Genomic DNA, 15,916 nt, shown 5'->3' with positions numbered 1-15,916 from the left:
GTTATTCAAGAGGGGGAGAGAGACAGCATGAATACGGCGGCAACAGGAACACTTTACGGCGTAGGAGTGGGGCCGGGTGATCCCGAGCTGATTACAGTCAAGGCGTATCGCATGATTCAGGAATGTGCAGTTGTGGCTTATCCGAAGAAACGCCGGGGGGGCAAATCGTATGCTCACGAGATCGTGGAGTTGTACGTCAACCCGGAGGAAAAGGAGATGCTGGGACTCATTTTTCCAATGACCAAGGACCCGGTTGTACTGGAGCGTGAGTGGAACAAAACGGTGGTTGCTTGCTGGGAGGCGCTGCGTGAAGGCAAGGATGTAGCTTTTGTCACAGAGGGAGACCCCAATCTGTACAGTACCTTTATTCACTTGGCACGACTCATGAAGGATCTCCATCCAGAGGTGCCAATTGTATCCATTCCGGGCATTTCGTCTGTGTTGGGCGCGGCGGCAGCGCTGGAATTGCCTTTGGCAGACGGAGATCAGCAGGTCGGTATTATACCGGCTACGGATGATCGGGAAGCGATGAAGCGGGCGATTGAGAATCACGATACGGTCGTGTTTATTAAGGTTGCCAAGGTGTTAGATTTGATTTTGGATGTGCTCGATGAACTCAATTTGGGGGACCGTGCATCAGTCATTACCAAGGTCACTTCTCCTTATGAAATGGTATGGCGCAACGCACGTGAGCTGCGCGGACAGGAGCTTGAATATTTGAGTTTAATGGTGGTGAGCAAATGACGTTGGAGCCCAAAGTATATATCGTAGGAGCAGGTCCCGGCGATCCGGAGCTGATTACGGTCAAAGGTTCCCGGATTCTACGCACGGCCGATGTGGTATTGTACACGGATTCACTCGTGAACGACGAGTTGATTGCCACGGCCAAACCAGAGGCGCAGGTATTGCAAAGCTCAGGCATGGATCTGGAGCGGCAGGTTGAGATTATGAGCGAGGCTGTGCAGGCTGGACGCAGTGTAGCTCGCGTACATACAGGCGATCCGGCAGTGTACGGAGCTATTTTGGAACAGATGGTGTTGCTGAAGCAGCGCGGATTAGCCTACGAAATCGTACCGGGCGTCAGCTCGGTCTTTGCTTCTGCGGCCGTGCTGGGTGCAGAGCTAACGGTGCCTGATCTGACACAGACCGTCATTCTGACGCGTGCTGAAGGCCGTACACCTGTACCGGATCGGGAAAAGCTGCGTGATCTGGCTTCCCATCACTGCACAGTGGCTTTATTCCTCAGCGCAACGCTGGCGAAGAAGGTGGTCGTTGAGTTTCTGGCGGCAGGCTGGAGCGAGGACACGCCTGTAGCGGTTGTACAGCGTGCGACCTGGCCGGATCAAAAGATCGTGCGCACGACGCTTGCTCAATTACCCGCCGATTTGCGTGCAGCAGGCATAACGATGCATGCCATGATTTTGGCGGGCTGGGCGCTCGACCCAGAGCTGGTGGACAAGGATGCGCATCGTTCCAAGCTGTATGATAAGTCGTTCACCCACGGCTACCGGAAGGGAGTGAAGCCCGGTGAGTAATCCATTTGCCGCTGTGGCGATCACGAAGCATGGAGTGGAAATGGTCCGCAATCTGGGAGCCAGCTTTCCGGGTACGGATGTGTATTACATGTCCAAATTTGAGCGTGGCGACGAGCAGGAGCGTGGCATTCAGTTGTTCGAAGGCTCGGTCAAGCTGATCTTGCCGGATTTATTTAAACAATATAACGGTATTATTTTATTTATATCTCTCGGTGCAGTGGTTCGTATGATTGCACCAATTTTGGTGGATAAAAAGGTAGACCCGGCGGTAGTCGTCATTGATGATCGCGGGGAGCATGTCATTAGCGTGCTGTCCGGTCATTTGGGCGGCGCCAATGAATTGACCCGCCATGTAGCCGCTGTGCTGGGCGCACGTGCGGTAATCACAACTGCATCGGACGTGCAGGGCACAATTCCGGTGGACATGTTGGGTCGAGAATTGGGTTGGGTGGTCGATAGCTTCGACAAGGCCACTCCCGTGAGCGCTGCTGTTGTGAACGAGGAGCCTGTTGCGCTCATACAAGAGACGGGCGAACGGAACTGGTGGCGTTATGACAAGCCTGTACCTGGACATATCAAGGTATATGCTTCGACGGCAGAAGCATTACAAGAACCGTTTAACGCCGCGTTGGTCGTGAGCGACCGTTTATTGGAGCCGGAGGAAGAGGAGCAACTTCTTTCTAATGGCGTGCTGTACCGTCCGAAAAGCTTGGTACTGGGCATTGGCTGCAACCGTGGGACTGCATTAGAGGAGCTGGAAGCGGGTGTGCTGAACACCTTGCAAGAGCTGCGTTTGTCCGTGAAAAGCGTACGGAATATTGCCACCATTGATTTGAAAAAGGACGAAGAGGGCTTACTTGCCCTTTGCGCCAAATACGGTTGGGAACTGGTGACGTATACTCCGTCAGAGCTGAATACGGTGCAGCTTCCCAATCCATCGGAAACCGTCTTTAAATACACTGGTGCATATGGGGTCAGTGAACCTTCAGCCTTGTTGTCCTCCGGTGCAGACCATTGGCTGCTGGAGAAGAAAAAAAGCGGCAATATGACGTTGTCTGTAGCGCGGGTTTCCTATGACTGACGTCATGAAGCAGGCTGTACAGTCTGATCCGTCTGCCGCTACGCGTAGAAGCCGTATTGTTGTTGCCGGAACAGGCAGCGGCGCAGGCAAAACGACTGTTACCCTCGGGCTGATGAAGGCGTTCGCCGACAGCGGCCTGCGAGTGCAGGGGTTTAAATGCGGGCCGGATTATATCGATCCCACCTATCATACGGCCGCGACAGGGACATCTTCCCGTAATCTGGATTCATGGATGACCTCACCGGATACGGTGCGTGAAACCTTTATCCGTGCTTCCGAAGGCGCGGATATTTCCGTGATTGAAGGCGTCATGGGGCTGTATGACGGCAAGGACCCGCTCAGCAATACCGGCTCGACCGCTGAGATCGCCATGCTGACGGACAGCCCTGTATTGCTGGTGATCGACGTGCGCAGTATGGCACGAAGCGCCGCCGCTATTGTGCTCGGCTTTCAGCGATTGGAGCCCAAGCTGCGCATTGTGGGCGTAATTGTGAATCGCTGCGGCAGCCAAGGGCACTATAGCATCGTCAAAAAGGCGATCGAGCAGGAGTGCGGCATCCCTGTGCTCGGCTGGTTAAAGCGTGATGACGGGCTGGATATTCCTGAGCGTCATCTGGGTTTAGTACCCGCTGTGGAACGCGGCGAGCTGGAGCCGCTTTTCCAACGGGCGGCAGAGCTGATCCGTGCGGGTACGGATCTGGATGCACTGCGGGCATTGGCAGATTCGGCTCCGCCGCCCAGCCCGCCCGAGCACCCATTATTTTCCCTGAATCGGCTTCCATCAGCAGGGCATGAAGCTGATACCGGGGAACGTCCCGTCATCGCCGTCGCCAGAGATGCTGCGTTCAATTTTTACTACCCGGAAAATATGGATTTGCTGCGTCAGGCGGGAGCAGAGATTGTCTATTTCAGTCCGCTGGCGGGAGAACGCGTACCTGAGCAGGCAAGCGGCCTATACCTGGGCGGCGGTTTCCCTGAAGAGTTTGCCGCAGATATCGCTGCAAATACGGGTTTTTTGGAAGATATCCGCAACGCGGTGAGCCGGGATATGCCAGTATTCGCCGAATGCGGCGGTTATATGGTACTGGCACGGACTCTTACGGATCGTATGGGGAATGCCCATCACATGGCCGGAGTTATTCCGTCGGACGTCCGCATGCAGGAGAAACGGGCCGCACTGGGATACCGTGAAGCAACAGCTTTGCAGGATTGCTTACTGCTGGAGGCTGGACAGACCATTCGGGGACATGAATTTCATTATTCTGTCATGCACTATGACGAATCATCCGCCCCCTACTCCTACGCCTATCAAACCAAGGGGATGCGTGGTCTTCAGAGCGAAGGCTATGCGAAAGGGAATCTTTTGGCAGCCTACACGCATGTTCATCTCGCTTCTCTTCCCAAAGCGGCAGCACGCTGGGTGGAACAATGCCGGGCTTACAGTCCATAGTTTTGCAAACGAGTCCACCATTTCATATAAACAAAAAGAAGCCGATTCCCTGAAAGGGGCCGGCTTTTCTAAATTTCAATAGATTTAAACCTTACATGGTATGGAAGCGTATACATTACTTTTTTGGTGGTTCACTTACATGAGCTTTTTCAGCTGGGAAATCCTTCCCTGACTCACGCCAAGCATGGAGGCGAGTTGTTTTTGTGAAGATGCTGGATGTTCTTCCATAAGCTCTCTCATTTTCTCCAAAATAACGTCTGTGCGCTGATAAATTTTTTTCATATGCATGTTTTGCTTAAGTGGGGGTGAATGGGTTTCAGTCGCTGTGACCGGAACTAAATCTTCCGTTTTCATCGAGGCCGCACATTCATCGCAGATAAACTGATCTTTAAAATAGGTGTTAGTATCAACCGCACCGCAAAATATACAGTTGGTTGATTTGTACTTACGGAGCATGAGTGTCTGGTCTTCAATAAAAAACTCTAATGGATCGCCGATGTCAATCTCCATCGTCATGCGCAACTCTTTAGGAAGCACAATTCGCCCCAAGCTGTCCAAGGGCCGGGTCATTCCAGTCCTTTTCATTCATGCAACCTCCCCGGTTTTTTAAGATGTATAGAATGTATAAGGTTTGAGGCAATTCTTATCAATTCTATAACCGCAAGCATAAATTTCTTACAAAAAGCGGCCCTTTATTGTTAATCAAGCATGGACGCACTTTTTTTCTTACGAGTATACCATAAAGAGGCCGAATCGCCATCGTTCAGATTTATAAATTTTGAATAAGTTTTAATAAGTTTATTCCGAGCGAACATATATGCTATAATCTTCTGCTAAAGGATTTAATAGGCCGTCTGTAGAATTATTTATATATGCCGTAGCTCGGACAATGATGGCGGTGTTATGGGAAATGAATGAGGGCCAAACAGAATTTTCTGAGCGTTTTGACCCCACAAACAAGAATGAATGACACGGACCCCGCCTTTAAAGTCCTTATATACAAGTCAGGCAAGGAGGATTTATCATGGAAAAAAGAAAAGCATTGTTGTTAGGAGATTATTCGTATCCGGAGTTTCACCCGCTGCAAGGGGTGGACGAAGAGATTAGCCATATTTTACAGGATTGGATGACGGTACAATGCAGTGAAAATCGTAAAATGCTGCTCAAGGAAAATCTAGCCTCATTCGATCTATGCATCTCGTATTGTGATAGCCGTAAGGAGGTTCTGTCTCCTCAACAAACAGCAGGACTGCTGTCCTATGTTAGCGGCGGAGGTGGACTGCTTGTGCTGCATAACGGAATCACATTGCAAGGACGTTATGAAATAGCACAGCTCATGGGAGCACGCTTCCTGCGGCATCCGGCAGCGGAGCAGCTTTCCTTCAAGGTAACAGAGCCGGATCATCCGATTATGGAAGGAATCGAACCGTTCGAGATGCAAGAGGAGCCATATCGTTTTGATTTTGATCCATTCACTGAAAAAACACTACTGATGGAATACGAGTATGAAGGTCAGTGGTGGCCGGCTGCATGGTCACTGTCCTATGGCTTGGGTCGGGTCGTCTACCTGATGCCTGGACATAATCAGCCAAGTTTCCAGCACGAGGGATACCGTAAGCTGCTGCTTCAGGCTGCTAAGTGGGCTGGACGCTTTCCGGGTTAAACATAGATCATTCCATTCATTGAGGAAGGGGAGCTGCGAGCTTTATGCGGCTCCCCTTTTCAGGTTATACTAGTAGGTAATCACAGGTAGGGGAGGATATATTATGAGCGATTTGTTCAAAAAAGCCATCTCATTGGGGTGGGGCCTCACCGTTGTCAGCAAAGAAAAGGTGGAGAAAGCCGTCGAGGATCTTGTAAACCGCGGAGAACTTGCGCCTTCGGAATCCAAAGCACTGGTCGATCGTCTGATCGAACGAGGGGCAGAGGAACAGGGACAATTCAAAACAGTGATACGCGAACAGGTTAGCCGCATTTTGCAGGAGCTGGAAGTACCTACCGAAAATGATGTCACAAGTTTGGAGCAGCGTGTGGCATTGTTGGAAAAACAGGTAGCGGAGCTGGAAAAAGAAAAGGCGGCGCTTACGGGTTCGAGCGACGCTGAAGAAGCGAACCGGCTGGATTAAAATGGCGGTTCGTATGAAGCACGCCGGTCGTTACCGGGAAATTGCCATGGCGCTGGCGCGTCATGGCTTTGGCTATATGGTGGAAGAAATGGGACTGTTCCAGCTACTGTCACTGCCTCGCAAGTGGCTGACGAGAGAAACTCCCGAGTCCAAAACGTTAGGTGAACGGATTCGACTTGTGCTGGAGGATCTGGGGCCTGCATTCATCAAGCTTGGACAGTTGGCAAGCACACGTGCTGACCTGCTGCCGGAGCCTATTATCCGTGAGCTGGTTAAGCTTCAGGATCAGGTACCGCCGTTTTCATCTGAAACGGCGCGTGGCATTCTGGAGCAGGAGCTGGACACGTCATTAGAGGACATACTGGTTCGTTTTGACGATGTTCCGCTGGCCGCTGCTTCGATCGGGCAAGTGCATTTGGGCAAGCTGCACAGCGGCGAAATGGTCGCCATTAAAATCCAGCGTCCTGGCGTTAATCGCATCATTCGGCGAGATTTGGACATTTTGCGGGAACTGACCGCAATGGCAGCCAAGCGCTGGGAATGGGTAGAGCGGTATCAGCTTCGCCAGATGGTAGAGGAGCTGGGGAGATCGCTCATTCAGGAGTTGGATTACAACCACGAAGCCCGTAATACAGAGAAGATTGCGCTCCAATTTGAGCAGGACCCACATATCTATATTCCGAAAATATACTGGGATCATACCTCTTCCCGTATACTGACCATGGAGTTTCTAGACGGAACTCACTTGGGTAGTCGTGAAGAGCTATTACGCCGTGGATATAACTTGAAAGAACTGGCGCAGCGGCTGGTGAACAGCATGTTGCATCAAATTTTTATAGAGGGATTTTTTCATGCCGATCCCCATCCGGGGAATTTACTCGTTCTGAAAAATGGTAGTCTCGCTTATTTGGACTTTGGCATGACGGGAAGGCTGAGCGAAGAGATGAAGAATCATCTCGCTTCCCTCATTATTGCCCTGATGCGCAAAAATACCGATGCCATGGTTCGGTCTATCGCACGTTTGGGGCTGGTCGAACCGGATACCAACCTGAATGCGCTACGTGCCGATCTGGACAAGATACGCGAAGATTACTCAGACGTTCCTTTTTCACAGGTCAGTATTGGTGATGCTTTGAACGACCTGTTTGGCGCAGCGCAGCGCCATCGGATTGGTTTGCCGTCGGACGTCCTGTTGCTAGGCAAGGCGTTGCTGACACTGGAGGGGGTCGTGGAGCATCTGGACCCTGATCTCAGTATTATCGCTTTGGCTGAGCCCTTTGGTAACAGGCTGCTGAAGGAACGCTTCAGCGGTCGTCGTATCCGAGGCAAGCTGCTCGGCGGTGCGACTGAGCTGGTGGAAGCGCTGATGGAACTGCCAGGACAGGCGAGGCATTTAGCCTCGATTATCGGCAAGGGCAAGCTTAAGCTGGAGGTTACTGTGCCGGAGCTGGAAATGCTTCTGCGCAGGCTGGATCAGATCAGCAACCGCCTGTCATTCAGTATCGTGCTGTTAGCGTTCAGCATTATTATGGTCGGACTGATTATCGGTTCATCGCTGAATCATCAGGCGACCATGCTGTGGAATGTACCTGCTATTGAAATCGGCTTTGTTGTCGCTCTCTTAATGGTTGCCTTTTTACTGTATTCCATTTTTAAATCGGGAAGGTTTTAGATACCGACCAGAAAGGAGAGTTATGGATACTCATAAGATGAACACTGCCCTAATGGATGGTCTCCAAATTGCAGAGGTGCCTTGGCACCGCCTGACTACTCCTTATGGTAGAGGCACGGAGTTGCCACAATTGATATCCAATGGGGAGTACGCAGCCATTGCTGATCTGATAGAGCATCAAGGCACACTGTGGCAGGTTACGCCATGGGTGTTACTTTTCTTATTGCGTAATATGCACACGAGAAATTCGGATGATATCACGCCGAGTGAGTTGGAACTGTACCATGCGGTTGTTGGAGCATTGGACATGGAAAATGCACAAGAGGATTCACAGAAGTCTGTTGAATCCCTAACCATGCTGCTGGACGAAAAATATCTATGGTCAGCAGACAGCGATCCAGAAGAAGATGAACTGGAATGGGAAGAGGAGGAAGCACGTGGTTATGATCCGGTAGCTTTTTGGAGTTATTATGACTATAGCTATCGATTATTGAAGCAAGCACTGCCTGACTTTGAGAGTTTACTCCAGCACCATGCAGACTCGGAGATTGCTGAAGCTTTATCGGAGCTTGTACAGGAATTGCGAAAATTTTAAATATAAGAAAACGAATCAAACGAGCTATGAACGGAAACTAATCTTTTGCTAAGGAGTGATTTTAGTGGCAAAAAAATTAACTGATATACATCGAATACGTCTCCTAAGTCTCCTTCGTGATATTGGGTTTGAACCATCAAAAGTTACTATAGAAAATAAACAGGGGGAAACTGAGGTTATTGATTTAGAGTCCCCGTTACCAAAAGGGTTGCAAGCTGTTTTAAATTCTCGAGGCAGTCTAAGTAAGGAGCAATTACTTGAGATCGAAGAGAGTGTTAAACAATCCAGAGAGGATTGGGATTAGATGGGGTATCTATTTGATACGAATGCAGCTATTGCCCTTCATAGACTTGACTCATCTTTGGATAGAGTAATACGACAAGCTGAGAAAGATAAAGAGAATATTTTCTTTTCTGTTATAACTCAGTCCGAGTTTATAGCCGGGTTGCCCACTGATACTGACTTAGATTCGATACCTTTTCTTGGCGGGGAATTTATTGCAGTTAATTCAGAGATCGCAGTTAAAGCGGGGCGTATCAGAAGAGAACAAAAAGATAAGTTTGCAAGAAAGATCAAGACCCCAGATGCATTGATTCTTGCGACAGCTATTATAAACCAATTGGTACTGGTTACGGCGGATCAAGATTTACAGTTCGCGGAGTCTGAGTATGAAGTTAAGGTGATCAACTTTAGCAGGTTAGAATCTTAGGAATTGCGAAAATTTTAAATATAAGAAAACGAATAAGATAAAGAAAATGAGCGATATTCCAAGGGAATAGATGATTTCTTTCTATAAACAGCCTTTTAACTCATTCGTCTCTGCGAACCCCTTACGTTATAATGATGGACTGAATGTAACGGACCGGGTCGTTTGAGAGAGACGAACTGAATGATAGGAGAGCCTTGGCGATTGGCAGCTGGACGGATGCCCGAAACCACACGGGTTGCGAGTCAACACGCTACTCTCTGTAAATATAGGAGGCTGGAACGAGACAGTATGAATCTTAGACAACAATGGTTCGGTAATATCCGGGCCGATATACTTGCGGGCATGACCGTGGCGCTAGCACTAATTCCCGAGGCGATTGCCTTCTCGATCATTGCGGGGGTCAATCCCATGGTCGGACTGTACGCCTCCATCTCGATGGCCATTGTCATCTCTTTTGCAGGTGGACGTCCGGCGATGATCTCGGCAGCAACCGGGGCCGTGGCTGTACTGGTCGTTGGTCTGGTGAAGGATCATGGCGTAGAATATCTGTTTGCAGCTACCATTTTGGCAGGAATTATTCAAGTGCTGCTGGGTGTTTTGAAAATAGGTCGCTTTATAAGCTTTATTTCACAGCCAGTCATGACCGGGTTTGTGAATGCGTTGGCGATCCTCGTCTTTATGGCTCAGCTTACTCATTTTCATGGAGCCAATTGGATCATGTACGCGATGGTAGCAGGTACGCTGCTCATTGTGTATATATTACCGAGATTTGTGAAAAGCATCCCCGCTCCATTGACGGCAATCATCATCATGACGATCATTACGTATATATTTGGATTGAATGTGAAAACGGTAGGAGATATCGGGACGCTGACCAGTTCGCTGCCTTCATTCCACTTGCCGCAAATTGAGTGGTCGTGGCATACTTTGCGGATCTTGCTGCCGTATTCCTTTACGATGGCACTGGTTGGACTGCTGGAATCGCTGCTGACAGCCAGCATTTTGGATGAAATGACCGAAACGAAAAGCAATAAAAACCGGGAAGCCCGTGGGCAAGGGATTGCCAACTTTGTAAATGGCTTTTTTGGGGGTATGGGTGGCTGTGCCATGATCGGACAATCCGTCATTAATGTCAGCTCAGGTGGAAGAGGGCGTTTGTCCACTTTTACGGCAGGGGTATTCTTGGCCTTTCTGCTGCTCGTACTTGGTGGAGTTGTGAAGGAAGTACCCATGGGCGCATTAGTGGGAGTTATGTTCATGGTGTGTATTGGAACTGTGGATTGGAAATCGCTGCGAAACATTGCCAAGGTTCCCAAAGCAGATACGTTGATTATGGTGGTCACGGTGATCATCGTGGTGGCTACGCATGATTTGTCCAAGGGCGTAATCGTGGGCGTACTGCTAAGTGCTCTGCATTTTGGCTGGAAAATGGCTAAAATCCGTATCAGTACGACTGAGGATCATGAAGAAAAGGTGTACCATGTCAGGGGGCCGATGTTTTTCGCCTCAACGTCTCATTTTGTTGATCATTTTGAACCTTCGGATGACCCGGACCGCGTTGTAGTGGACTTTAGCCATTCGCATGTTTGGGATCACTCGGCGGTTACTGCTATTGGCAAGGTGCTTCAAAAATACAGAAACTCAGGTAAAACTATTACCCTACAAGGGTTAAATGAGGAAAGCCGTTTAATTGTAGAGAAGCTCGGCGGTCCTGTAGTTACAGAGCCACTCGTGTGATGAATCGTATAGCATAAATCAAAGCTTGAAATGAAATTTATTCATTTCAAGCTTTTTTATTTATTTCTGAAATAAAACAACACTTTTCTTTCCTAAACCATAGATAAATATGACAAATTTTCATCAAAGTATTGACGTAATAATTGGGCAGGAATACAATCATTGTTATTAAGCAAAGCAAATACATAGGAATAATTGAAAATTGAAAGGTATGCACATATGAACTTAGACTGGGACTTTATTGTAGAGAGCTTGCCGCTATATGGAGAAGCCATGTGGCTGACGTTGAAGATCGCCTTTTTTGCTATTCTGTTTTCACTAGTCGTCGGTTTGCTATGCAGTATAGTACTGTATTACAAGGTGAAGGGAATTAGCGGCATCATTGTTGCCTATATTGAGCTTTCCCGAAATACGCCGCTGCTTGTTCAGTTATATTTTCTGTATTACGGGTTTACGAAAATAGGTCTGCATATGAGCGAAATGACGTGTGCCATTGTGGGCATGACCTTTTTGGGCGGGGGTTATATGGCTGAGGCGTTCCGTGGTGGAATCGAAGCCGTAAGTAAAACGCAAACGGAATCCGGGCTGAGTCTCGGATTGTCCAAGATACAACTGGCGAGATATGTTATTTTGCCACAGGCTTTTACCATCAGTGTTCCGTCTCTGGGAGCGAATGCGATTTTTCTACTCAAGGAGACCTCCATTGTTGGCGCCATTGCTTTATTAGATTTGATGAATGTGGCAAAAGACCTAATCGGTATGTACTACAAAACGACAGAATCGCTAATTCTGCTGGTATTGGCATATCTCGTCCTGCTTTTACCTTTGTCGATACTGCTGACTTGGGTGGAAAGGAAGGTGCGATATGCTGAATTCGGGGATTAATGTGCTCTTTGAAGGTTCCAATTTCGAGCGTCTATTAGGGGGATTACTCGTTACGCTGGAGATTGCGTTACTTTCCATTATTATCGGTACTCTATTAGGCATTCTGATGGGATTGCTGCGCACCTTACAATCAAGACCGATTCGGTTTGTGCTGAGATTATATTTGGAGACATTCCGCATTATTCCGATTTTGGTGTGGTTGTATGTTGTATATTTTGGATTTACGCCTTTGTTAAATGTGAATATCAGCGGAGAATTGACAGCAATTATCGTATTCAGCCTGTGGGGAGCAGCCGAGATTGGTGACCTTGTTCGGGGTGCATTGGAATCACTGCCCAAGCATCAGGTGGAATCCGGGCAGGCACTGGGACTGACATATGGGCAGTTATACCGCCATGTACTCATTCCCCAGGCGGTGCGCCGAATGCTTCCCGGTTCTATTAATTTGGCGACACGGATGATCAAAACCACTTCATTAGTAGTGCTGATCGGTGTAGTAGAAGTGGTCAAGGTCGGACAGCAGATTATTGAGCTTGGTGTAATCAAAGCGCCCTCGGCATCCTTTTGGGTGTATGGCTTTATTTTCATATTATATTTTCTCGTATGCTATCCGTTATCCAGACTTTCCAAAAGATTTGAACGCAGATGGCAAAATTAGCAGGATGGGGTGGGTGTCATGGGAGAGGCTGTGGAGGTTTTACTCGAAATTCGAGGGCTGCACAAAAGCTTCGAAGACCGAAAAGTATTACAACAGATTAATCTGGACGTAACGAAAGGGGAAGTCGTGGTCGTTCTCGGTCCTTCGGGATGTGGAAAAAGCACACTCCTCCGATGTCTCAATGGTCTGGAACCAGTTCAGAGCGGAGATATCCGTTATAGAGGGCAAGACCTGACGGACAAGAAAGTGAATTGGCGTGAGGTGCGTCAGCATATCGGAATGGTGTTCCAGAACTACGAGCTGTTTCCGCATATGACGGTCTTAGAAAATATATTGCTCGGCCCGCTTAAAGTTCAGCGGAGAAATAAGCAGGAGGCACTTGAGCAAGCGGAGCAGCTATTGGAGCGAGTGGGTCTGCTGGATCGCAAAGATGCGTATCCGAGACAATTATCAGGTGGGCAAAAGCAACGGATTGCGATTGTGCGCGCCCTGTGTATGAATCCGGAAATTATGCTCTTTGATGAAGTCACCGCATCCTTGGACCCGGAAATGGTCAGAGAGGTGCTGGATGTCATGCGAGAGCTGGCCCAACAGGGCATGACCATGATTATCGTGACGCATGAAATGGGATTTGCCAAGTCGGTAGGAGATCGTATCGTTTTTATGGATCAAGGACAGATATGCGAAATGACTACGCCGCAGCAATTTTTTACCCAACCGGAAACAGAGCGTGCCCAGCACTTTCTGGATATATTTCAGTACGAAACGATATGAGCATTTTGCATCAATTCCATGAGCGACTTCCAATCACAATATAGAGATCGACATGTTTCTATTGGTCTCTATATTGCACCCAGAAGCGAAAGAAACCGAATGATGCAAAATGCTGACAAACAGGGGGAGGAATACAGATGAGAAAAGAAATGAAGTTCACGACGTTATTACTGGCTTTGAGCTTGCTGCTTGTTGGTTTGGTGGGATGTGCAGGGGCTGGTAATACCAACGGTAGTTCAGGCTCGGCTAAATTTGCTTCGATTGAGGATATTAAAAAGAATGGCAAGATTCGAATCGGTGTATTTGCAGATAAGCCGCCTTTTGGCTACGTGGATTCGGAAGGGAAAAATCAAGGCTTTGACGTCTATATTGCGAAGCGGTTTGCCAAAGATCTCTTGGGTGACGAGTCCAAGGTGGAATTTGTTCTGGTGGATGCTGCCAGCCGGGTTGCCTATTTGGAATCCAACAAGGTAGATATCATCATGGCTAACTTTACGGTGACCGATGAGCGTAAAGAAAAAGTTGATTTTGCCAATCCGTATATGAAATTATCCTTTGGCATTGTGTCACCTGATAGTGCTCCAATCACCACGATTGACCAATTGAAGGGTTCGGATCAAAAGCTGATTGTCGCAAAAGGAACGACGGCTGAAACCTATTTTACGAAAAATTATCCTGACATCAAGCTGCTCAAATTCGATCAATACACAGAGATTTTCTCAGCCCTCAAAGACAAACGCGGCGTTGCCATTGCCAACGATAATACAGAGCTGATCGCCTGGGCAAAGGCCAACCCCGGCTTTACCGTAACCATCCCGGCCTTTGGTGGTCAAGATACGATTGCACCCGCAGTAGCAAAGGGAAATAAGGAGTTGTTAGACTGGATCAACAATGAGTTGGCAACGTTGGGTAAGGAAAATTTTGTCCATCAAGCCTACAAGGACACACTGACCTCCGTTTATGGAGAAGGCTTTACAGATCAATTGGTCGTAGAAGGCGGCAAAGTGGATTAATCTGGGGGAAGGGGGGCAGTGGCGACTCCGTATTAAAGTCGCCACTGCCCCAAAAGCTCTTGCATGCTATTACATTTCATTATATAATCTTAATTGATAATGAGAATCATAATCATCGATAACACTTCTTAGGTGCATGCTCCCAATATGAGCCTAAGTGAATAGGATGGTGATGTGCACATGGCTAAAACAGATGTGGCAACTGCCAGAAGACAGCTCAGCAGTCCGAACAAGGTAACTCGCAGACGAGCTTTGAGAACGATCAAAGCTGCGAAACGGGCTAAGTAGCAGGTTCCAAGTTAACTGCAAATGGCAATACCAGTGTGAAATTTTTCAGTCTCCTCGTTTTGATATTGCACCTGCTTTCCTGATGGTGGTACACAGGAAAGCAGGTGCCTTTTTTTTATTTCTTTTGTGCAAACAGCCATTCAATCATATCCTGATTTTGCAGAGCCGGTACCCAGGAGAAGTGTCCTGTAGGTTTGATAATCCCTGCTTCGTATTCAGTAAAATGAATGAGGTTACCGTTTTGTGCTTTAATGGCAGCTACCATTTCTTGCGAGTTTTTAGGACTAACTGTGGTGTCGTCTGCAGCATGGAAGGCCCAAATAGGAACGTTTTTCAGTACTTCAACGTGTTTAGGATCGACAGGTGCATACATGTTAACGGCTTTTTCATAGTTGGTCAAACCGGCAATGGGTACACCTGCGGCGAACAAGTCAAGATTCTTTTCCAGCAATCTCCACGTACCCATAGCTCCTTGAGAAATACCAACAATATAGATTCGGTCGGTGTCGATTGGGTATTTTAACGCCGTTTCACGTACCAAATCGGCTACAGCGCTGTTGCGTGGTTCATCCGCCCAAATGAATTTATGTTCCAAGTCAATCGGGCTTTGTGGTGCGATTACGAAGGATGGGTGTTTGGCTTGCTGCTCAGGAGAAGCCCAAGTAACAGCTCCGGCGTTTGCCAGCAAATTTACTCCGTTTCCGTCACCACGTTCGCCGTTTCCGTGCAGGAATACAACCAGAGGGTAGGTTTTGCCGGGCTCAACTTTAGGCTCAAACGTAAAGTAGTTCAGCTTGAAGCCTTCTTTATTTTCAAAGATGCTTTTTTGGAAATCGTCTACGATCGGTGTAATTTTATCTGTTGCTTTTACAGTCTGTGCAGAGGCTGGGATGACTGTTTTCTTTGAAGTTGCAATATCTTTCTTTTGACTAATAGTATAATTCAACGTGTTGATGCGGTTAACTGCGCTTGTTGCATCGTAAGTAAGGGTACTTGCATTTTTATCTTGTGTATCCAGCTCAATCACGACATATTTACCATGAGTACTGCGGTTGGTGATGGCTCCAGTATCATTGGTATATACACCGGTCACGGTTCTATCTGTATATACATCATTCAGTACAGATTGAACCTGAAAGCTAGACGTGGATAAGGATGCCCCGTCAATATTGGTGCTGTATTTCAGTACAACAGCAGAAACGACTTCACCCAAAGGCTGTACCTGTGTAAACAGGGTAGCCTGTGGCGCTGGGACATCTGTTGCTGCTGCGGCAGAGCTGGAGGATGGGAAAAAGATCGTTAGCAGGAACACGAAAGATAATAAAACAAGGGCAAAACGTCTTCTTTGCATGAGATTAATCTCCTTTGGTGTCATTTTTTTAAAGCGCTTACT

At 48.0% G+C, this 15,916-nt stretch carries 18 protein-coding genes; 16 read left to right on the top strand and 2 right to left on the bottom strand.

Annotation, left to right across the window (positions count from 1 at the left end; all coding sequences use genetic code 11):
• The first annotated feature begins 27 nt into the window (after positions 1-27).
• The 4 genes from cobI to MKY75_RS23225 are packed head-to-tail and all read left to right on the top strand — an operon-like array spanning position 28 to position 4,066.
• Positions 28-744 carry a precorrin-2 C(20)-methyltransferase gene (gene cobI, locus MKY75_RS23240; RefSeq protein WP_318627960.1) on the top strand — a complete coding sequence of 239 codons (717 nt, stop codon included), beginning with the start codon at positions 28-30 and terminating at the stop codon, positions 742-744.
• Positions 741-1,535, top strand: coding sequence for a precorrin-4 C(11)-methyltransferase (gene cobM, locus MKY75_RS23235; protein ID WP_318627959.1), 795 nt, complete (start codon positions 741-743; stop codon positions 1,533-1,535). The genes cobI and cobM overlap by 4 nt, the downstream gene beginning before the upstream one ends.
• Positions 1,528-2,616: a cobalt-precorrin 5A hydrolase gene (locus tag MKY75_RS23230; RefSeq protein WP_069010063.1), complete on the top strand. Its 1,089-nt coding sequence runs from the start codon at positions 1,528-1,530 to the stop codon at positions 2,614-2,616. The genes cobM and MKY75_RS23230 overlap by 8 nt, the downstream gene beginning before the upstream one ends.
• Complete coding sequence (locus MKY75_RS23225) at positions 2,609-4,066, top strand: cobyrinate a,c-diamide synthase (protein ID WP_340886674.1); 1,458 nt, start codon at positions 2,609-2,611, stop codon at positions 4,064-4,066. The genes MKY75_RS23230 and MKY75_RS23225 overlap by 8 nt, the downstream gene beginning before the upstream one ends.
• Before the next feature lie 135 nt (positions 4,067-4,201).
• Here MKY75_RS23225 and MKY75_RS23220 read toward each other — a convergent pair whose 3' ends face one another.
• Positions 4,202-4,651 (bottom strand): AbrB/MazE/SpoVT family DNA-binding domain-containing protein, encoded by a 450-nt coding sequence (locus MKY75_RS23220; protein WP_025721620.1) that lies wholly within the window; start codon positions 4,649-4,651, stop codon positions 4,202-4,204.
• A gap of 439 nt (positions 4,652-5,090) precedes the next feature.
• On the opposite strand from MKY75_RS23220, the gene MKY75_RS23215 reads away from it, so the two are divergent.
• The 12 genes from MKY75_RS23215 to MKY75_RS23160 all read left to right on the top strand — a co-directional run bounded on the left by MKY75_RS23215 (position 5,091) and on the right by MKY75_RS23160 (position 14,523).
• Entirely contained in the window at positions 5,091-5,729 is a 639-nt protein-coding gene (locus MKY75_RS23215; RefSeq protein WP_165146049.1) for a ThuA domain-containing protein, read from the top strand.
• A gap of 103 nt (positions 5,730-5,832) precedes the next feature.
• On the top strand, positions 5,833-6,192 hold the full coding sequence (locus MKY75_RS23210; protein WP_013312404.1) for a phasin family protein: 360 nt from the start codon (positions 5,833-5,835) through the stop codon (positions 6,190-6,192).
• 1 nt (position 6,193) lies between these two features.
• On the top strand, positions 6,194-7,864 hold the full coding sequence (locus tag MKY75_RS23205) for an ABC1 kinase family protein (protein WP_069010059.1): 1,671 nt from the start codon (positions 6,194-6,196) through the stop codon (positions 7,862-7,864).
• Between the two features lie 22 nt (positions 7,865-7,886).
• Positions 7,887-8,459 carry a hypothetical protein gene (locus MKY75_RS23200; protein WP_340886671.1) on the top strand — a complete coding sequence of 191 codons (573 nt, stop codon included), beginning with the start codon at positions 7,887-7,889 and terminating at the stop codon, positions 8,457-8,459.
• A gap of 64 nt (positions 8,460-8,523) precedes the next feature.
• Complete coding sequence (locus MKY75_RS23195) at positions 8,524-8,763, top strand: hypothetical protein (protein WP_016822811.1); 240 nt, start codon at positions 8,524-8,526, stop codon at positions 8,761-8,763.
• Complete coding sequence (locus MKY75_RS23190) at positions 8,764-9,168, top strand: PIN domain-containing protein (RefSeq protein ID WP_340886668.1); 405 nt, start codon at positions 8,764-8,766, stop codon at positions 9,166-9,168.
• Positions 9,169-9,456: 288 nt separating this feature from the next.
• On the top strand, positions 9,457-10,905 hold the full coding sequence (locus MKY75_RS23185; RefSeq protein ID WP_340886665.1) for a SulP family inorganic anion transporter: 1,449 nt from the start codon (positions 9,457-9,459) through the stop codon (positions 10,903-10,905).
• 219 nt (positions 10,906-11,124) lie between these two features.
• Positions 11,125-11,790 carry an amino acid ABC transporter permease gene (locus tag MKY75_RS23180; protein ID WP_029518576.1) on the top strand — a complete coding sequence of 222 codons (666 nt, stop codon included), beginning with the start codon at positions 11,125-11,127 and terminating at the stop codon, positions 11,788-11,790.
• Positions 11,771-12,448: an amino acid ABC transporter permease gene (locus MKY75_RS23175; protein ID WP_029518575.1), complete on the top strand. Its 678-nt coding sequence runs from the start codon at positions 11,771-11,773 to the stop codon at positions 12,446-12,448. Before MKY75_RS23180 ends, MKY75_RS23175 begins: the two co-directional genes overlap by 20 nt.
• A gap of 18 nt (positions 12,449-12,466) precedes the next feature.
• Positions 12,467-13,222, top strand: a complete 756-nt coding sequence (locus MKY75_RS23170) for an amino acid ABC transporter ATP-binding protein (RefSeq protein WP_029518574.1) — start codon at positions 12,467-12,469, stop codon at positions 13,220-13,222.
• A gap of 137 nt (positions 13,223-13,359) precedes the next feature.
• Positions 13,360-14,235: a cysteine ABC transporter substrate-binding protein gene (locus MKY75_RS23165; RefSeq protein ID WP_340886663.1), complete on the top strand. Its 876-nt coding sequence runs from the start codon at positions 13,360-13,362 to the stop codon at positions 14,233-14,235.
• 180 nt (positions 14,236-14,415) lie between these two features.
• Positions 14,416-14,523, top strand: a complete 108-nt coding sequence (locus MKY75_RS23160; protein ID WP_016822819.1) for a putative metal homeostasis protein — start codon at positions 14,416-14,418, stop codon at positions 14,521-14,523.
• Between the two features lie 115 nt (positions 14,524-14,638).
• Here the strand turns inward: MKY75_RS23160 and MKY75_RS23155 are convergent, their stop codons facing one another.
• Entirely contained in the window at positions 14,639-15,874 is a 1,236-nt protein-coding gene (locus tag MKY75_RS23155; RefSeq protein WP_340886660.1) for a PHB depolymerase family esterase, read from the bottom strand.
• Positions 15,875-15,916: the final 42 nt, after the last annotated feature.

This window comes from Paenibacillus sp. FSL L8-0663, from assembly GCF_038008125.1.
Classification (GTDB): Bacteria; Bacillota; Bacilli; order Paenibacillales; family Paenibacillaceae; genus Paenibacillus; species Paenibacillus polymyxa_D.
This window is presented reverse-complemented; position numbering and strand designations above follow the sequence as displayed.